This window comes from Hathewaya limosa (assembly GCF_030815255.1).
GTDB classification, from domain to species: Bacteria; Bacillota; Clostridia; order Clostridiales; family Clostridiaceae; genus Hathewaya; species Hathewaya limosa.
Map to the genome: position 1 here is coordinate 51,013 of NZ_JAUSWN010000004.1, position 19,436 is coordinate 70,448.

Annotated in this window: 22 protein-coding genes and 1 other RNA gene; 20 read left to right on the top strand and 3 right to left on the bottom strand. The window is 27.7% G+C overall.

Annotated features, from left to right (window positions below):
- Window positions 1-47: 47 nt before the first annotated feature.
- Window positions 48-390, top strand: an RNA gene (gene rnpB, locus QOZ93_RS03285) — RNase P RNA component class A.
- Window positions 391-495: 105 nt separating this feature from the next.
- Here the strand turns inward: rnpB and QOZ93_RS03290 are convergent.
- Window positions 496-1,107 (bottom strand): hypothetical protein, encoded by a 612-nt coding sequence (locus QOZ93_RS03290; RefSeq protein WP_307355105.1) that lies wholly within the window; start codon window positions 1,105-1,107, stop codon window positions 496-498.
- Window positions 1,108-1,313: 206 nt separating this feature from the next.
- Here QOZ93_RS03290 and QOZ93_RS03295 point away from each other — a divergent pair, with 206 nt between their 5' ends.
- The 6 genes from QOZ93_RS03295 to QOZ93_RS03320 all read left to right on the top strand — a co-directional run bounded on the left by QOZ93_RS03295 (window position 1,314) and on the right by QOZ93_RS03320 (window position 6,886).
- Complete coding sequence (locus tag QOZ93_RS03295) at window positions 1,314-2,624, top strand: Na+/H+ antiporter NhaC family protein (protein WP_422723864.1); 1,311 nt, start codon at window positions 1,314-1,316, stop codon at window positions 2,622-2,624.
- Between the two features lie 271 nt (window positions 2,625-2,895).
- A complete protein-coding gene (locus QOZ93_RS03300) occupies window positions 2,896-4,197 on the top strand; it encodes a 2-hydroxycarboxylate transporter family protein (protein ID WP_307355106.1) in 1,302 nt (433 codons plus the stop codon).
- Window positions 4,198-4,305: 108 nt separating this feature from the next.
- Window positions 4,306-5,199, top strand: a complete 894-nt coding sequence (locus QOZ93_RS03305; RefSeq protein ID WP_307355107.1) for a homocysteine S-methyltransferase family protein — start codon at window positions 4,306-4,308, stop codon at window positions 5,197-5,199.
- 142 nt (window positions 5,200-5,341) lie between these two features.
- On the top strand, window positions 5,342-5,833 hold the full coding sequence (locus tag QOZ93_RS03310) for a DUF5673 domain-containing protein (RefSeq protein ID WP_307355108.1): 492 nt from the start codon (window positions 5,342-5,344) through the stop codon (window positions 5,831-5,833).
- Window positions 5,834-5,936: 103 nt separating this feature from the next.
- Complete coding sequence (locus QOZ93_RS03315; RefSeq protein ID WP_111942870.1) at window positions 5,937-6,236, top strand: hypothetical protein; 300 nt, start codon at window positions 5,937-5,939, stop codon at window positions 6,234-6,236.
- Window positions 6,237-6,325: 89 nt separating this feature from the next.
- Window positions 6,326-6,886, top strand: a complete 561-nt coding sequence (locus QOZ93_RS03320; protein ID WP_111942868.1) for a DUF3867 domain-containing protein — start codon at window positions 6,326-6,328, stop codon at window positions 6,884-6,886.
- A gap of 93 nt (window positions 6,887-6,979) precedes the next feature.
- Here QOZ93_RS03320 and QOZ93_RS03325 read toward each other — a convergent pair whose 3' ends face one another.
- The gene (locus QOZ93_RS03325; RefSeq protein ID WP_111942866.1) at window positions 6,980-7,399 is read right to left on the bottom strand and encodes a GtrA family protein; all 420 of its coding nucleotides are present in this window, start codon (window positions 7,397-7,399) and stop codon (window positions 6,980-6,982) included.
- A gap of 267 nt (window positions 7,400-7,666) precedes the next feature.
- Window positions 7,667-7,810 (bottom strand): hypothetical protein, encoded by a 144-nt coding sequence (locus QOZ93_RS03330; RefSeq protein ID WP_162630396.1) that lies wholly within the window; start codon window positions 7,808-7,810, stop codon window positions 7,667-7,669.
- A 285-nt stretch (window positions 7,811-8,095) separates the two neighbouring features.
- Between QOZ93_RS03330 and QOZ93_RS03335 the strand changes: the two genes are divergently transcribed.
- From QOZ93_RS03335 to QOZ93_RS03395, 13 genes are all read left to right on the top strand, one after another.
- Window positions 8,096-9,358, top strand: coding sequence for a replication-associated recombination protein A (locus QOZ93_RS03335; RefSeq protein ID WP_111942864.1), 1,263 nt, complete (start codon window positions 8,096-8,098; stop codon window positions 9,356-9,358).
- A 94-nt stretch (window positions 9,359-9,452) separates the two neighbouring features.
- The gene (locus tag QOZ93_RS03340) at window positions 9,453-9,899 is read left to right on the top strand and encodes an RrF2 family transcriptional regulator (protein ID WP_111942862.1); all 447 of its coding nucleotides are present in this window, start codon (window positions 9,453-9,455) and stop codon (window positions 9,897-9,899) included.
- Window positions 9,900-9,951: 52 nt separating this feature from the next.
- Window positions 9,952-11,136, top strand: a complete 1,185-nt coding sequence (gene nifS, locus QOZ93_RS03345) for a cysteine desulfurase NifS (protein WP_111942860.1) — start codon at window positions 9,952-9,954, stop codon at window positions 11,134-11,136.
- Window positions 11,137-11,141: 5 nt separating this feature from the next.
- Complete coding sequence (gene nifU, locus QOZ93_RS03350) at window positions 11,142-11,567, top strand: Fe-S cluster assembly scaffold protein NifU (RefSeq protein WP_307355152.1); 426 nt, start codon at window positions 11,142-11,144, stop codon at window positions 11,565-11,567.
- An 82-nt stretch (window positions 11,568-11,649) separates the two neighbouring features.
- Complete coding sequence (gene mnmA, locus QOZ93_RS03355) at window positions 11,650-12,729, top strand: tRNA 2-thiouridine(34) synthase MnmA (protein ID WP_307355110.1); 1,080 nt, start codon at window positions 11,650-11,652, stop codon at window positions 12,727-12,729.
- A 60-nt stretch (window positions 12,730-12,789) separates the two neighbouring features.
- Complete coding sequence (gene nifU, locus QOZ93_RS03360) at window positions 12,790-13,203, top strand: Fe-S cluster assembly scaffold protein NifU (protein ID WP_307355153.1); 414 nt, start codon at window positions 12,790-12,792, stop codon at window positions 13,201-13,203.
- Window positions 13,204-13,333: 130 nt separating this feature from the next.
- A complete protein-coding gene (locus QOZ93_RS03365; RefSeq protein ID WP_307355111.1) occupies window positions 13,334-13,828 on the top strand; it encodes a PRC-barrel domain-containing protein in 495 nt (164 codons plus the stop codon).
- A complete protein-coding gene (locus tag QOZ93_RS03370; RefSeq protein WP_307355112.1) occupies window positions 13,812-14,834 on the top strand; it encodes an AI-2E family transporter in 1,023 nt (340 codons plus the stop codon). Before QOZ93_RS03365 ends, QOZ93_RS03370 begins: the two co-directional genes overlap by 17 nt.
- A 152-nt stretch (window positions 14,835-14,986) precedes the next feature.
- Complete coding sequence (alaS, locus tag QOZ93_RS03375) at window positions 14,987-17,626, top strand: alanine--tRNA ligase (protein ID WP_307355113.1); 2,640 nt, start codon at window positions 14,987-14,989, stop codon at window positions 17,624-17,626.
- Between the two features lie 124 nt (window positions 17,627-17,750).
- Window positions 17,751-17,990: an IreB family regulatory phosphoprotein gene (locus QOZ93_RS03380; RefSeq protein ID WP_111942848.1), complete on the top strand. Its 240-nt coding sequence runs from the start codon at window positions 17,751-17,753 to the stop codon at window positions 17,988-17,990.
- Between the two features lie 91 nt (window positions 17,991-18,081).
- The gene (gene ruvX, locus QOZ93_RS03385; RefSeq protein ID WP_111942846.1) at window positions 18,082-18,492 is read left to right on the top strand and encodes a Holliday junction resolvase RuvX; all 411 of its coding nucleotides are present in this window, start codon (window positions 18,082-18,084) and stop codon (window positions 18,490-18,492) included.
- Between the two features lie 51 nt (window positions 18,493-18,543).
- Window positions 18,544-18,795: a DUF1292 domain-containing protein gene (locus QOZ93_RS03390; RefSeq protein ID WP_111942844.1), complete on the top strand. Its 252-nt coding sequence runs from the start codon at window positions 18,544-18,546 to the stop codon at window positions 18,793-18,795.
- A 150-nt stretch (window positions 18,796-18,945) separates the two neighbouring features.
- Window positions 18,946-19,407, top strand: coding sequence for a Fur family transcriptional regulator (locus tag QOZ93_RS03395; RefSeq protein ID WP_111942842.1), 462 nt, complete (start codon window positions 18,946-18,948; stop codon window positions 19,405-19,407).
- Window positions 19,408-19,436: the final 29 nt, after the last annotated feature.

The following is a 19,436-nucleotide window of genomic DNA, read 5'->3' on the forward strand; positions in this document are numbered from 1 at the left end:
TATAAACTCGTTGATTTCTTAAATAATTTATGATATCATGAATATTGTGAGTAAGTCAGATAGTCGCTGCTGATCAAGGTCAGGAGAGGAAAGTCCGAGCTCCATAGGGCAGGGTGCTGGGTAACTCCCAGTGGAGGCGACTCTAAGGAAAGTGCAACAGAGATATACCGCCAAAGTTTTTTTGGTAAGGGTGGAAAGGCGAGGTAAGAGCTCACCAGCGCATAGGTGACTATGCGGCTATGTAAACCCCACTTGGAGCAAGATCGAATAGGAAGACATATGGGGCGGCCCGTCCCGTCTTCGGGTGTATCGCTTGAGTTTATTGGTAACAATAGGCCTAGATAGATGACTATCAAATACAGAACTCGGCTTATAGACTTATCTCGTATATGAAAAACACTAGGTTAATGCCTAGTGTTTTTCTTTTTATGTAAAAATAAAGATCTCCCTCTAAGTCATAGAGGGAGATTGATATTTATATAGTAGAGTTCTAAATTACCAATTATAATTATAACTTGTTGGATAATTCATCATTTGAGAACCAGGATTCATAGGATTACATTTACAGCATTTACAACATTTATTAAATGGTTGTTCGCAATAATGACAAGGTGTACAACAAGGGCAACAAGAACAACAAGGACAACAAGGACAACAACAAGGATTAAATGATGGAGGTGTAGGAACATCAGGATTAGTATCCCCATTTCCACCACCATTGTCACCTACTGGACATTGAACTACTACACATTTAGGATCAAATACACTTCCATATACCATATAACATTGTTGTACAACAGTTGGGAAAGTTTTAGTCAAAACAGTTTGCCAAGTTCCTATAAATACAGCCATTTTTATTGTTAATTCAATGTTAGTAGCTTCTTTAGGAAAACGAATTTCTGCTTTGGATTGATAAGGAAATCCGTTAGTTGAGTTAGTGAATGTTTCTCCATCAATGGTGTATTTTAGAGAAAAGTAACAATAAAAACCACCATTATTGAGAACTTTAATATATCCAACGTTAATAGGAGTAGTAGTACCATTATCACCATTAGTAGTACCACTATTTTGAAGAGAGTTATCTGTTATAATTAAATTTTTATCCATTGTTAATCACATCACCTTTTGTAGTTTATAGTAAATTTTTGTATTTACAATGTTAGTATATGAAAATAAGTTTAATAATGTGAATGTGTAAATGAGAAAATAAAAGACAAAATTCTACATTAAATTTAAAATTGAATAGAGAAATTCTTCATAATATAATATAATAGTAAGTAAATTTATATATGAATAAAGAAAGGGGGAAAAGGATGAGAAATAATCAAATGCTAAAGGAAGTTAAAGAATCAAAACAAAGCATAGGAAATGTATGGGCGTTATTGCCTTTAGGTGTATTTTTAATCGTATATTTACTAAGTTCCATTATTACAAAAGATTTTTATAAAATGCCTGTAAGTGTAGGGTTTGTTATTGCAGCGATTGTTGGAATTAGTATGAATAAAACAAAGACTATAGAAGAAAAATTAGATACATTTTGTAAAGGTGCAGGAAATAGTAGCATAATTCTTATGTGTTTAATTTTTATCTTAGCAGGATCTTTTGCACAAACAGCTAAAGATATGGGAGCAGTAGAGTCAGTTGTAAATTTAGGATTATCAGTTTTACCATCTAATTTAATGGTAGTAGGGATTTTTGTTATAGGATGTTTTATTTCATTATCTATAGGAACATCTGTGGGTACTATAGTGGCTTTAACGCCTGTGGCGGTAGCTATTTCACAAAAGTTAGGAATAGAAATGGGGTTGATTTTAGGTGCAGTTGTAGGAGGAGCTATGTTTGGAGATAATCTTTCTATGATTTCAGACACCACTATTGCAGCTACAAAGTCACAAGGGGCTCAAATGAAAGATAAATTTAAAAGTAATTTAATACTTTCTGTGCCAACTGCAATTATAACAATAATTATTTTATATTTTTTAGGTGGAAATCATACAGCTACATTAGATGGAACTTATTCTTTTAATGTTATAAAGATAATTCCTTACTTAGCAGTACTTATAGGAGCTTTAATGGGTATAAATGTAATGAAGGTTTTAGTAGTAGGAATAGTTTTATCTGGATTTATAGGTATTTATACTAAGGGCTTTGATTTCTGGGGATTTATAAATTCCATCTCAAAAGGTATGCTAGGTATGGGAGAACTTATAATAATTTCTTTAATAGTAGGTGGCATTGTAGAACTTATAAAAGCTAATGGTGGTATAGATTATGTTATAGAATTTATAAAAAAGAGAATTAAAGGAGAAACTGGAGCTAAACTTGGAATTGCATTACTTGTTAGTTTCATAGATATTTGTACCGCTAATAATACGGTAGCTATAGTTATGACAGGTCCTATAGCTAAAGAAATAGGTGAAGAATATAATTTACAACCTAAAAAGGTTGCTAGTATATTAGATATATTTTCTTGTATAGCACAGGGGGGTATTCCTTATGGGGCACAACTTTTAATGGCAGCAAGTTTAGCTGGAATTAGTTCTTTTGCTATAATGAAATTTTTATTTTATCCTTATTTATTAGCTGTAATAACTATGACAGCTATTTTATTAAAAAAGGTATAACTTATACATAAAAAACCTAAGAATAATAATATGTTCTTAGGTTTTTTTATAAATGAAATATTATATATAAAGGTGAAAATAATAAACTATATAGATATATTGAAAATAAATGAAGTATAGGATGTAAAAACAAGGGATAGTATAAAAAAAGTGAAATTATCAGAAAAATTGATGTTTTTAAAATATTTTGTAATTAACTATAATTATATGGAGATGAAAATTATAGTTTTGTTAAGGGGGTTAACAGTAAAAAAATATAGGAGGAGTACTTATGAATAATCAGACTGTTACTAGAAAGAAAGAACAATATAAAATTATGGGGATGCCTATAAGCATTTTTTTCATTATATCAATTATAGTGTTAATTGCAACTTATATTGGCAAATTACCTAAAGGTATGATTGGAGCATTAGCTTTAATGATGGTTGGTGGAGCCATATTAAATGAAATAGGGGATAAAACACCTATAATTAATACTTTTTTAGGTGGAGGAGCTATTGTTATTATATTTGGTTCAGCGGCTTTAGTTATGTTTAAAATTTTACCAGAAGATTCCGTGAAAAATATTACGATGTTTATGAAAGGCGGAGGTTTTTTAGATTTTTATATTGCTGCACTTATAACAGGAAGTATTTTAGGAATAAGTAGAGAATTACTAGTAAAAGCTGCACTTAGATATTTACCTGTTATTATTTGTGGTGTACTGGGTGCAATAGGTCTTGTTGCCATTGTAGGAGGAATTACAGGATATGGAGCTCAAAAAGCTATATTCTATATAGGAATTCCTATTATGGGAGGAGGAATGGGTGCTGGGGCAGTACCTTTATCAAAGATTTTTGGAGAAGCTATGGGAGTAGATCCTTCACAAATGTTATCTGTTATGGTACCAGCAGTAGCATTAGGGAATGCTATGGCTATTGTAGCCGGTGGATTGCTTGATAGATTAGGAAAAATTAAACCAAGTTTATCAGGTGATGGAAAGTTAATGAAAAATGATATAAAAGAAGAAAAAGTTGAAAACGATGAAGAATGTGCAATTGATTTAAAAATGATGGGTATAGGATTATTAATGGCTGTTACATTTTATACCTTTGGAAATATAATAAATAAGTTTTTACCTTCAATTCACACATATGCATGGATGATTATTACTGTAGCCGTGGTTAAAATAGTAGGGATTATACCAAGAAAATTTGAAATAGCTGCAAAACAATGGTTTTCTTTTGTGATGACAAATTTAACACCAGCACTTTTAGTTGGAATAGGAGTTGCTTATACTAATCTTGGAGAGGTGGTAGCTGCATTTAGCTGGCAATATTTAATACTTGTATTAGCTGTAATAGTGGGAGCTATTATTGGTTCAGGATTAGGTGGAAAATTAGTAGGATTTTTCCCAATCGAATCAGCAATAACAGCAGGACTTTGCATGGCTAATATGGGAGGTACCGGAGATGTTGCAGTTTTATCAGCATCAAATAGAATAGAACTTATGCCCTTTGCACAAATTTCTTCTAGGATAGGTGGGGCATTTATGTTGATTCTTGCAAGTACCTTATTAAGATTGTTAATTTAATATATTTTATAAAAAGTATTCTATTTTATAAAGAAATAGAATACTTTTTTATTTTAAATTTTATTATTTGATATAATAAGGCTATATAAAAGAACATAGGAGGATTATATGAATAATTTAAACTTTAATTCAACTATAATTTGTGATGGAGCAATGGGAACTGTATTAATGAAACATGGCTTTAAATTAGGAGATTGTGCAGAAAGTTATAATTTAAAAAGCCCAAAACTCATAGAACAAATTCATAGAGAGTATTTAGAGGCAGGGGCACAGATTATTACAACTAATACTTTTGGTGCTAATGCGGTAAATTTGAAAAAATATGGGTATAAACCTAAAGAAGTTATTTTCAAAGCCATAGATATTGGTAAAGAGGCTATAAAGAGCTTTAATAAATTAAATACAGATGAAAAAAAATTATTGGCTTTGGATTTAGGACCCTGTGCCATGTTACCACCTTATGGGACTATGAATTTTAATGAGGTATATAATCTTTATAAGGAACAAGTTATATGTGGTGTTACTGCTGGTGTAGATTTAATTATTATAGAAACTATGTTATGTATAGAGGAGTCGAAGGCAGCTATATTAGCAGCGAAGAAATATAGTGATTTGCCTATTATTTGTAGTTTAACTTTTACAAAGGAAAACACAACACTACTAGGAGAAAGTATAGAAAATGTAGTTAAAATATTGGAGCCGTTAGGAATACAGTGTATAGGTGCAAATTGTTCTATGGGACCTAAAGGTTTAATAGTAGTAGCTAAAGAATTTAAAAGGTATACCAATCTGCCACTAATAATGCAACCTAGTGCAGGAATACCCAAGAAAAAAAATGGTGAAAATATTTATGAAATTACACCTTGGGAATTTAGTAATGCACTTAATAAGATGGTGGATATAGGAGTATCTGTTGTAGGAGGATGTTGTGGAACTAATCCAGAATTTATACATGTATTAAAAAATAGTATTGAATCTAGAGAGAAAAAGAAAGGAATTTAAATATTATTATTTAATAAAAAAATAGATGTTTACTTTCACTTTTTAAAAGAAAATGTTAACAAAGTGTAAAAAATGTTGATATACTTTTAAAAAATTTCTATAATTATTAATATAAAAGTTTAAGAAGTGAGAGGAAATAAATATGATTATGCTTATAATAAACATAGTAATATGGGGAGTACTTATAATCACTAGTGCTAGGAATTTTGCAAATAGAAAATATTTAGGACCCAATTTATTATATGATAAGAATAAAAGTCTTTTTAAAATACATAAATATGGATTTATGATATTTTTTATAATATATATTGAAATACTACTTTATTATATTCAAAAAAATAGAATGATACAAATTGAACCATTATATTATATTTGTTTTTTAGGGATTTTTCTTATATTAGTATCTTTATATATAAAAAGAGATTATTTATTAATTACTGAGAAAGGGATTTTGCTTAAAAATAATTGTTTACAATGGCATGAGATTAAGTATTATATTTGGAATAAAAATACATTAAAAGTGGTAACTAAAAGTAATACTATATTTTTAAAAAATAAGTGGAAATTTAAAGAAAAAGAAACAATAAACAAATTATTGGAAAAGTATATTGGAAAAGGAAATTACTTAGAATAATATTTATTGTTTAAATTTTAATATTTATGTAACTTAATATTTATATACTTTAATGTTATAATAGTGTTTAATGAAGGAATGGGAAAATTACGGGGGGAAGTTTATGGTGAAAGGTAAAAACTCTGTTTTGGGGCGTAATCTTCTAGGCTTATTTTTGTTTATAAGTTCATTGATTATAATAGTATTAGATATTAAGAATAGATGTTATTTTAAGATTATAATTGATACGTTTATTTTTATTGGAACATACATAATATTTTTTAAAAGAAAGAAGTTAAAAGAATTATTAAAAAAATATAATATACTTAAATATATAATAATTATATGGGGATTTCTTTGGTTATTTGAAGTTTCTATATTAATAGGTAAACTTTGTGTTAGTGCTTATTTTTTCTTTGTATAATACATAATATAAGTATTTTTAATCTTAAATTCATTATTTATTAAGAAAAGAAGGTATAATGTATATATACTAAATTGGAGGGTAGATTCATGGATAGAATTATTGATTTTAATGAGTTAAAAAATAAAGCTAGTGATAAAGAGATTGATAAATTTGAACAATATATATACTCTTTATATTATTCTGTGGCTCAAGGTGAAATTACTATGGCAGAATTCTCTAAAAAAATAATGAAGTATATGGGGGAAAATAATATTTCACAAGAGAAATTCTTTAATATCCAAAAAGAATTTATGAAAAGATATGGATTTGATATGGAAAATTTAGAAGAAGAAATGAAAAGCTATGGAATAGATTTAAATAAAAATAACTTGGGAACGGATTATGAAGTAATTAGAAAGACTATGGGTTTTCAAGAGAAGTATAAGGGTAGAATAGGTAATTCTATGGTTATTACTTATTCAATAAAAAATGACATAAATAATTTATCTATTCATTTAGAAAATGAAAATGTACTTTTAAAAAGTGAGAAATCAATTGACTTGCAAGATAATGAATTAAGTGAATTTCTATGTTCATATAAAAAAGTGGTTGAAAATAAACAACTTAATATTTCTATATGTGAGTTTTGTAAAACATATAATTATTAATAAAAGATTATTTAATATAATTAAAATTTTAAAATAATAGCTAGGTATAAAAAATTATACTTAGCTATTATTTTAAGTAAAGTTATAAAAAAATTAATGATTAAAAACAAAAAATTTATTAACTAAAAAAGCTAAAAATCCAGATAAAATAGAAGCTATAGCTTTACTAATATTAGCCCATAATAGTTGAGATATGTTTGGTATGTTATACAAACTTAGAAAAGAAAAAATAACACCATTAATTAACATAAAGATTCCTAAAACTGAAGCATACTTGAAATAAGAATTTTTATTAGATTTAAACGTGAATCTTTTGTTAAAAAAATATCCATTTATAGAGTACGTAATAAATGAGAGTATATTAAAGATAATTAAAATAGGACCTTTATATATTTTAAAAATAAACATTAATAAATTTAGCACTGCTATATCTAAAATAAAGTTACAAGTTCCAACTAATGCATAGGTAATAAGTTGTCTTATATTTTCATTATTTTTTAAATTATTAATCATTGTATTCATCGCCTTAACTTAAAAATTAAACTTATTTAACGCATATAATCAGTATACATAAATATTCCTTAATATACAAATATTATAAGAATATACTTATATTAAAAGATTAAAAATAATTAACATAAATTATGTATATATTAAAGTAGAGTATAAAAGGATATAATAAAAAGAGATTTTCAAATTAATTTGAAAATCTCTTTTTTATTATTAAGGTAATTTAGGTAGAATTAATTAAAATAAATTAAAAAACATATAAGTTAAACCTTATTTTTTGTTAACTTTTGTACTAACTTGCAAATCTCTTGATTTATAACCGTTTACAGAGTTTAAACTATCCCTTTGCTTTTCTAAAAAAGCATGAAAATGAGAGAATTCATTAAGTGGCAATTCTTTTTTTTGTTTACTCATAGTATTCTCCTCCGATTTTATCTTGCAGTTATTACAAGAGTTATTTGGTTCAATAATAGTATGTGCAGAGTATAAAGTTTAATGCTATAAAAATTTTGTAATTATTAAATAAATTAGAATATAAGTTGAAATAATATGGATATATTTCATATTTAAAAAGTATTAAAGATTTTTAGTAGGTTTACATGGAGAGTTTTGGTATAGTATATTTATGATGTAAATCTATTTATCATATAAATTAGTCAATTAATGTTAAAAATAGCATTATAGTAAGGAGATGAAACTATGCCACTAGCTGATAAAATAAGACCTAAAATTTTAAAAGAGGTAATAGGTCAGGAGCATATTTTAGGAGAAAATAAAATTCTAAATAGAATGGCAAAAAGTAAAAATATACGTAGTATGATTTTTTATGGACCTCCAGGAGTGGGAAAAACTACTGTAGCCAATATTATAGCAAATACAGCTAATAAAAAATTTTATAAACTGAATGCTACTACGGCGTCTGTTAAGGATATTCAACTTATTATTGGAGAATTAAATACTATAGAAAATATAAATGGTATAGTTCTGTACATAGATGAGATACAAAATTTTAATAAAAAGCAACAACAATCTATATTGGAATTTATGGAAAATGGAAAGATAACGTTAATTGCCAGTACTACAGAAAATCCTTATCACTATGTTTATAAAGCTATTTTAAGTAGAGCACTAGTTTTTGAATTTAAGCCTTTATTAGAAAAAGACATATTAATAGGTATAAAGGTAGCTATTAATAAAATTGAACAAGATATAGGAAAAAAATTTATTAAATGTGAAGAAGATGCTATGTGCCATATAGCTAAAGTGTGTGGAGGAGATTTTAGAAAAGCTCTAAATATTTTAGAAACTGCAATATTATATACTTCTAAAGATGAAAATGGTGATATTTTTATTGATTTAAAAGTTATTGAGGAATGTAGTGGAATGAAAAGTTTTGATTATGATAGAGATGGAGATAGTCATTATGATATTTTAAGTGCTTTTCAAAAGTCTATACGAGGTAGTGATCCCGACGCAAGTGTACATTATCTTGCAAGACTTATAAAATCAGGAGATTTAGTATCTATTTGCAGAAGACTTTTAGTAATTGCATCGGAAGATATAGGGCTTGCATATCCCAATGCAATTACAATGGTAAAGACCTGTGTTGATTCAGCTATGCAGTTAGGATTTCCAGAGGCAAGAATACCTTTAGCACAAGCCACGTTACTATTGGCTACTTCACCTAAATCAAATTCAGCATATATGGCTATTAGTAAGGCTATAAATGATTTAGAAACAAAAAATATAGGAGAAATACCCAATTATTTAAAAGATGCACATTATGAAGGAGCTAAAGCTTTGGAAAGAGGAAAAACCTATAAATATCCACATGACTATAAAAATAATTATATAAAACAACAGTATTTGCCAGAAACTTTAAAAAATGAAAAGTATTATATACCTGGAGAAAATAAGATGGAAAATGCAATTAAATCATATTTAAATAAGATAAATATTTAACTTATAAAATGAGAAAAAATTATTGTTGACAAGAATACTCTGATTTGCTAATATGAAATCAGAGTAAAACACTCAACAATAAGGAAGTGATTGAATGAAGTTGTCTACTAAGGGCAGATATGGAGTAAAGGCCATGGTAGATTTAGCTATAAATTATGGCGATGAACCTGTGTCTATTAAATCAATTTCAGAAAGACAAAATATTTCTGAATATTATTTAGAACAACTTTTTGCTACTTTAAGAAAAGCAGGCATTATAAAAAGTATAAGGGGTGCACAGGGTGGATATGTTTTAAATAGAGATCCTTCAGAAATTACTATACATGAAGTTATAGAGTTATTAGAAGGACCCATAGAAATTTCAAATTGTCTCGTAGAAGAATCGTGCGATAATATTGAGGCATGTCCTACAAGATTATTATGGAAAAAGATAAAGGAAAGTATAGAAGAAGTGACACATTCTATAACTCTTCAGGATATGGTTAATGATTATAAAGATATGAAAAAGATTACCATTGATACTACACAATTAAAAAGATAAATAATAAAAATAAAATTTTGGGAAAAATTATTACATAAAGGAGCGGATATCAATGAATAAGCACGTATATATGGATCACGCAGCTACAACTTACACTAAAAAAGAAGTTTTAGATGAAATGATACCTTATTTTACACAATACTTTGGAAATCCATCATCTATATATTCTTTATCAAGAGAAACTAAAAAGGCGATTGATAAATCAAGAGCTAGAATTGCTAAATGTATAAATGCTGATGAAAGTGAAATTTTCTTTACAGGTGGTGGTTCAGAAGCAGATAACTGGGCATTAAAAGGTATTGCTTTTGCTCATAAAAATAAAGGAAATCATATTATAACTACAAAAATAGAACATCATGCAATATTACATACCTGTGAGTTTTTAGAAAAACAAGGTTTTGAAGTAACTTACTTAGATGTAAATGAAGAAGGAATCGTAGATATAGAAGATTTGAAAAATGCTATTACAGATAAAACTATATTAGTTACTGTAATGTTTGCAAATAATGAAATAGGTTCTATCCAACCTATAAAAGAAATAGGAGAAATATGTAGAGAAAAGAAAATATTTTTCCATACAGATGCAGTTCAAGCAGTAGGACATGTACCAGTAGATGTTAAAGATATGAATATAGATTTATTATCTATGGCCGGACATAAGTTTTATGGACCTAAAGGAATTGGTGTTCTTTATATAAAAAAAGGAATTAGAATTGCTAATTTAGTACATGGTGGAGGACAAGAAAGAGGAAGAAGAGCTGGTACAGAGAATATAGCAGGAATAGTTGGTATAGGTAAAGCTTTAGAACTTGCTTGTGAACATATGGAAGAGAATAATGCAAAGCTTGTGAAAATGAGAGATGAGTTAATAGAAGGCCTATTAAAAATACCTTATTCAAGATTAAATGGACCAATGGGAGATAAGAGATTACCTGGAAACGTTAATATATGTTTCAGATTTATAGAAGGTGAATCAGTGTTATTGCTTTTAGATTCTCAAGGAATTTCAGCATCTAGTGGAAGCGCTTGTACATCAGGTTCCTTAGACCCATCACATGTATTACTTTCTATAGGTTTACCTCATGAAATAGCACATGGATCTTTAAGACTATCTTTAGGTGATGAAAATACTGAAGAAGATATAAAACACGTATTAGAAGTAGTGCCACAGGTGGTACAAAGATTAAGAGATATGTCACCATTATGGGATGACTTTTTAAAGGAAGGGGAAAAATAATTATGATGTACAGTGAAAAGGTTATGGATCATTTTACAAATCCAAGAAATGTTGGAGAAATTCCTGATGCAAATGGTATTGGCGAAGTTGGAAATCCAAAATGTGGCGATATAATGAAAATATACTTAAAAATAGAAGATGATATAGTAAAAGATGTAAAGTTTAAAACTTTTGGCTGTGGTTCAGCTATAGCATCATCAAGTATGGCAACTGAGCTTATTAAAGGAAAGAATGTTGAGGATGCTTGGACTCTTACAAATAAAGCAGTGGCAGAGGCATTAGATGGTCTTCCACCAGTTAAAATGCACTGTTCTGTTTTAGCAGAAGAAGCTATTCATAAAGCTATTAATGATTATAGAGTAAAAGCTGGATTAGATCCTTGGGATTATAAAGAACATGATGATATTCACGAACAGGTTCATGGTGAATAAATTATAAAAAGAAATAAGCTCCTTTAAATTTAAATTTAAGGAGCTTATTTCTTTAAATACGTAGATTAAAGGTGAGAAGAATATGAAGAAAAAAGTTGTTATTGGAATGAGTGGAGGAGTAGATTCTTCAGTAGCTGCATATCTTTTGAAAGAACAAGGATATGAGGTTATTGGAATTATGATGAAGTTGTCTCCAGATGACCCGGATTATGTGGAAAATGAAGGCGGTTGTTGTTCTTTATCTGCCGCTAATGATGCACGTCGTGTAGCTGATGTAATTGATATACCTTTTTATGTAATGAATTTTAAAAAAAGTTTTAAAGAAAATGTAATAGACAATTTTATCTCAGAATATTTAGGGGGAAAAACTCCTAATCCATGTGTAGTATGTAATAAAACTATTAAATTTAATGAGTTTTTAAGAAAAGCTCAAGCATTAGGTGCAGATTATATTGCCACAGGACATTATGCAGAAGTTATCGAAAAAAATGGAAGATATCTTCTAAAAAGATCAGAAGATGAAAGAAAAGATCAAACATATATGTTGTATAATTTAACACAAGATCAATTAGCACATATTTTAATGCCATGTGGAAAATATGAGAAAACTGAAATTAGATCCATAGCAGAAAAAATAGGATTAGATGTGTTTAGAAAAAAAGATAGTCAAGAAATATGTTTTATTCCTGATAATAATCATGGTGAATTTATCAAAAAAAGTGTAGAGAAAAATAAAGTAAAACCAGGAAATTTTGTTGATAAAAATGGCCAGATTTTAGGAAAACATAAAGGTATTGTTTATTACACTATAGGGCAGAGAAAAGGCCTTGGGCTAGCACTTGGTAAGCCTGTATTCGTTACAGATATTATTCCAGAAAAAAACCAAGTAGTAATAGGTGATGAAGAAGAAATATTCAAAACCGAACTTATAGCTAAAGATGTTAATTTAATATATATGGATGAACTTAAAGAACCTATGGAGGTGTTGGGAAAGGTAAGATATAGTGCTAAACTTTCGCCAGCTACTATATATCCTTTAGAAAATGGTAAATTAAAAGCTGTGTTTAGAGAAAAACAAAGAGCTATTACAAAAGGTCAATCAGTAGTTTTTTATAAAGATAATTTTGTTGTAGGTGGGGGAATAATAGAAGAAATATTATAATTATTATACATATATAATTTATATTTTCTAATTGAAGATATTAAGGGGATGATCATAATGATGGAATATAGTGATAAAGTATTAGATCACTTTTACTGTCCGAGAAACGTAGGAGTATTACCTAATGCAAATGGTATTGGAGAAGAAGGAAATCCTAAATGTGGGGATGTAATGAAAATTTATTTAGAAATAAAAGAAAATAAGATAATAGATGTAAAATTTAAAGCATTTGGGTGTGGTTCAGCTATAGCATCTGCTAGTATAGCAACTGAACTTATAAAAAATAAAACTTTGGAAGAAGCTTTTGAACTTACTAATAAATCAGTAATAGAAGCCTTAGATGGACTTCCAAGTGTTAAGATACATTGTTCAGTATTGGCAGAACAAACTATTCATAAAGCTATTAATAATTATAGAATCTCTCAGGGATTACAACCTTGGGAAGATAATCTAAAAGAAGAAATTGAAGAATAAATCAAAAAACATTTACTTTTATTTTATAAAGGTAAATGTTTTTTTATATCAAATTTTATAGTATAAATTTTTAGCAAAAGATGCACATTAGTAATATGACTAAAGTAAATTTTAAAAGTAGAGTGATAATGTGTATAAAAAAAGAGATATTATTAATAAAAAAGTTATTGATGAAAAAGGAAAATTTTTAGGAGTAGTACAAGACCTAATTATTGATTTAGATAATAAAACAGTAAAGGGATTTAAAATTAAAAAAAATAGCTTTTTGAAAAAAGAATTTTATATTCTTCAAGATAATATAATTTATTTTGGTAATAGAATCATAATTAACGGAGGAACAAAAGGAAAATTTTTTTATTTTAAAGATATTAGGGGGATGGAGGTATATGATCTAAAAGGAAGTATCATAGGTATAGTTGAAGATCTTTTTATTTCATATAAAGACCTTTCTATAAAAAGTCTAATATTAACAGAAGGATTTTTTAAAAATTATACTAAGGGAAAAAGAATTGTATTGTTAGAAGATTTAATAGTGGGAGAAGAAAGTGTAATTTATATTAAAGAAAATAATTATTATTTTTATAGTAAAATTCACGGAGTTGAAGAAAATGATAATAGGAAATGAGATTAAAAAAAATAAATTTTTAAAATATACGTTAATTGTGATTTTGGTTATTTTCTTTTATTTACTATTAAAAATTCCTTTTATTAAAGTTCTTTTTAAGGTTACATTAATTTCTTTATTTTTAAGTTATATAATAAAACCTGTGTATATTAGTATGATAGATAGAGGGGTAAAAAAATATCTGGCTGCTTTGATATTGGTATTTTTATTAGTGTTTTTTAGTGTAGTCTGGATAATAATTTTGATACCTAGTTTACTTAATGAAACTAATAGCATAGGAGAGATTTTAAACAATCTTTTTAGTTATATAAATAATTTTTTAAACAACATACAAGTAATGCAAAACAATTATTTATTTAATAATATAATAAAAAAGATATATGGTATAAGTAGTAAGGTTACAGAAAATATGATATTTTCTATTATGTCCTTAGGGCAAAACATTCTGACATATTTAGTTATACCTATTTTTATATATTATTTTTTAATAGATGGTGAAACATTTATAAATAGTATATTATTTTTCTTTTCTTCGAAAAAACGTAAAATAATAAAAAAAATTGCTAAAAACATAGATATAGTTCTTAGTAAATATATTTTAAGTCAGGTAGTACTTAGTTTTATAATAAGTATATTAAGTTTTTTCGTTTTAATAGTATATGGTATAAATAATGCTCTGCTTTTATCAATATTTAATGGGATATTTAATATAATTCCTTACTTTGGACCTATTTTAGGGGCTATACCAGCCATTGTAGTGGCGTTTTTAACCTCATCCCATAAAGGTATATGGATTACAGTTTGGTTGATGTTAATACAGCAAATAGAGGGAAATTTGATATCACCTAAAATTATAGGAGAATCTGTAGATATACATCCACTGTTAGTTGTGATACTTCTTATAATAGGAGGAGAAATTAGTGGATTTATGGGAATGATTCTTGCTATACCAATGGCAGTTGTAATAAAAGTTATTATACAAGATATAGATTATTATTTTTATTAAAACTGACTAAAGTTACTGAAAAAGTTAAATTTAATTTAAATTCTTCTATTAGATACTCTTTATAACTATACAGCAATATTGACATAAGTTATGATTTTTTTTATAATCAAAATAAAATACTGGGCTCATTTTACAGTTTGGAGGAGATTGAGATGAAGAAAATGGGATTGAATGAAATAAGAGAATCCTATCTAAATTTTTTTGAAAGTAAAGGGCATTTAAGGTTACCAAGTTTTTCTTTGGTTCCTCAAAATGATAAAAGTTTATTACTTATAAATGCTGGTATGACACCAATGAAAGCTTTCTTTACAGGGCTTCAAGTACCACCAAGAAAGAGAGTTACAACTTGTCAAAAGTGTATAAGAACTGGTGATATTGAAAATGTAGGGAAGACTTCAAGACACGGTACATTTTTTGAGATGTTAGGAAACTTCTCTTTTGGAGATTACTTTAAAAAAGATGTTATACCTTGGGCATGGGAATTCATAACAAAGGTTTTAGAGGTTCCAAAAGATAAACTTTATGTTACTATTTATTTAGATGATGATGAAGCGTTTGATATTTGGACTACTAAAACAGATATAGACCCAAAGAGAATATTTAGATTAGGAAAAGAAGATAACTTCTGGGAACATGGAACTGGTCCTTGTGGTCCTTGTTCAGAAATTCATTTTGATAGAGGAGATAGAACTTTAACTACGGTTGAAGAGTTCTTAGAAGCTTCAGATAAAGATATAGTAGTTGAATTTTGGAATTTAGTATTTACACAGTTTAATAGAGAAGAAGATGGATCATATACTCCACTTGCTCATCCTAATATAGATACTGGTATGGGACTTGAGAGAATGGCTACAATTATGCAAGGAGTTAATACTATTTTCGAAATAGATACTATAAATAGTATACTAGAGGAAGTTTGTAAAAAAGCTGGAGTAACTTATGAGCAAGATAAAACTAAGGATATTTCCTTAAGAATAATTACAGATCATATAAGAAGTGTTACATTTATGATAAGTGATGGTATTCTTCCATCTAACGAAGGAAGAGGATATGTTTTAAGAAGATTATTAAGAAGAGCTTCAAGACATGGTAGACTTTTAGGATTAAATAAATTATTTTTAAGTGAAATTTGTCATGTAGTTATTGAAAATTCTAAAGGGGCTTACCCAGAACTTTTAGAAAAACAAGATTACATAAAAAAGGTTATAAAATTAGAAGAAGAAAGATTTGCTGAAACTATAGATTCAGGTATAGAAATATTAAAATCATACATAGATGAATTAGAAGAAGCAAATGAAAAAGTTTTATCAGGAGATAAAGTTTTTAAATTATACGATACATTTGGTTTTCCACTTGAGCTAACAGAGGAAATTTTAGAAGAAAAAGAGCTTTCTTTAGATTATGAAGCATTTAAGAAAGAAATGGAAAATCAAAGAAATATAGCAAGAGCGGCTAGAAGTGAATCAAACTATATGGGAAAAGATCTTTCAATAATAGATCAAATTCCAAAAGAGTTAGTAACCGAATTCGGTGGATATGATAATACTTCCTTAAAATCTAAAGTTGAATTAATAATAAATGGAGATGAATTTAAAGAAAGTATTAAAGCTGGAGAAGAAGGTATTTTAATAACCTCTAAAACACCTTTCTATGCAGAAATGGGAGGACAAATAGGAGATATAGGAATAATTTCTAAAGAAGGATTTAAGGCAGAAGTATTAGATTGTCAAAAGAATATTTCAGGCAAAATAATGCATATGATAAAAGTTTTAGAAGGAACTGTATCTGCAGGAGAAGAAGTTTTATTAGAAGTTAAAGAAGATAGAAGAAAGAACATATGCAAAAACCATACAGGTACTCATATGCTTGATGCAGCATTAAGAAAAGTATTAGGAGACCACGTTCATCAATCAGGTTCTTATGTAACACCTGAAAGATTAAGATTTGACTTTACACATTTTGCAGCATTAACTGAAGAAGAAATTAGAAATGTTGAAAAAGTTGTGAATGAAGAAATTATGAAAGCTACAAATGTTTCTACAAATGTAATGAGCATTGAAGAGGCTAAAAATAGTGGTGCCATAGCATTATTTGATGATAAATATGCAGAAGAGGTTAGAGTTGTTTCAGTAGGTGAATTTAGTAAAGAATTATGTGGAGGAACTCATCTGAAAAATGCTGGAGAAATTGGTAGCTTTAAAATAATTTCTGAATCTGGAGTAGCTGCAGGGGTTAGAAGAATAGAAGCTATTACAGGTTCTGAAGTTCTAAAATATATGGAAGAAAAAAATGACTTAATTAAAGAAGCATGTGCAGTATTAAAATGTTCAGAAAAAGATTTGTTAAATAAAATACAAAATCAAATATCAGAGATTAAAGATAAAGAAAAAGAACTTCAAGGTCTTAAAAACGAAATGTCTAAATCTATAGAAGAAGATTTAGTTAAAAATGTAGTAGAAATTAAAGGTGTTAAAGCAATTTATGCTACTACTGAAAATATGGATGGTAATACATTAAGAGAACTTGTAGATAGACTTAGAGGAAAATTAGGTTCAGGTCTGGTTATCTTAGGTAGTGAAAATGAAGGAAAAGTTATGTTTGTAGCTATGGCGACTAAAGATGTTGTATCTTTAGGAGTACATTGTGGCAAGATAATAAAAGAAGTAGCAACAATAGCTGGCGGTGGCGGTGGTGGAAGACCGGATATGGCTCAAGCAGGTGGTAAACTTCCAGAAAAATTAAAAGAAGCTATAGAAAAAGTCCCTACTATAGTAGAAAGTATGGTAAAATAATAATATAAGGTTTAAAGTTAATTAAAAAATAATTTTAAAAACTGCCACTTTGTGTTACAATATATATCAAATATTTAATATATTTATTTTAAGAATAGAGGTGATCTAGGTGGTAGACAACGATATGACCTTACAATTTAATAGTATTAGGGATAAAAGTGCTGTTACCAAGGAAATTTTAGATCAAGTTTTTAAATCTTTAGAAGAAAAAGGATATAATCCTATAAATCAATTAGTTGGATATTTTATTTCAGGTGATCCAACTTATATTACCAATTATAATGGTGCAAGAGCTATGATTAGCAAACTTGAAAGAGATGAAATTCTAGAAGAAGTTTTAAAACATTATTTAGAAATTAAGTAAAAATGCCCTTTTAGGGCATTTTTATTTTTAAATAAAAGAGAGATGTTGATTTTGTACATATAAATTAATTTTTATTAAAGGAGATGAAAGTATGAGAATTTTAGGATTAGATGTTGGAGATAGAACTATAGGAGTTGCTATAAGTGATCCTTTAGGTTTTACAGCACAAGGTATTACAACTATTAGAAGAAAAAATGAAACTTACGATTTAGAAGAATTAAAAAAAATATGTGATGAGTATAAGGTGGAAAAAATAGTATGTGGACTTCCTAAGAATATGAATGGAACATTAGGACCTCAAGGGGAAAAAGTGGTTAATTTTGCAGAAAAAATAAAAGAATTTTTAAATTTAGAAATTATTTTTTGGGATGAAAGATTAACAACAGTGGCAGCTCATAGAGCTATGTTAGAAGCGGACTTGTCTAGAAAGAAAAGGAAAACTATAGTTGATAAGGTGGCATCTACATATATACTTCAAGGATATTTAGATTATAAGAAATAAGTAGAATAAAGAAAATAAAAATATACAAAATAAATAGAGGAGAGATGATTTGTGAAGAATGACATGGAAACAATTATATTAACTGATGAAAGTAATAATGATGTAGAATTTGAAGTAGTAGAAAAAGTTCTTGTAAAAGATAAAAAATATTTAATTGTAACTCCGTTAGAGGGCAATGATGATGAGGCCTTAGCTTTATCTATGATAGAAGAAGATGGAAAATGTTATTTTAAACCTGTGGAAGATTCAAAGGAATTGAAACTTGTTGAAGAGGCATATGAAGAATTACTTCTTGAAGAATAAAATTTTAAATAATATCTATAAATTGGAAAATAATTATACATTATCAATTGACAATAGATACTCATTATATTAAACTATATTTAAGATTCAAGTTAAAATATTCGCAGTAATCTAATATATTGTGGTTTAGAAGAAATGAGGGAAATTAAAATGTCTAAATTATCTCCTGAGAAGATATTACAATTGAAAGAAGTGTTAAAAGATAAGGGATATAAGTTAACACCTCAACGTAGAGCAATCCTAAATTCTATTATTGAGAATAATGGGAATCATTTAACAGTAGAAGAGTTATATGAAAAAGTAAAAAAAGATTGTCCAGAAATAGGGCTTGCTACAGTATATAGAACAGTTCAACTTTTAGAAGAAGTTGGTTTTATATGTAAGTTAGATTTTGATGAAGGATGTAGTAGATATGAACTTGTAAATGAGAATGAAGAACATCATCATCATCATTTAATTTGTAATATTTGTGGAAAAGTTATAGAAGTTGAAGGTGATCTATTAGGGGAATTAGAAAAGAATATAGAAGATAATTATGAATTTAAAATTTTAAATCATAATGTTAAATTTTATGGAATATGCAAAGACTGTAAAAAAAATATGCATGAATAAAGGGTAAACCTTTTATTTATATATAAACG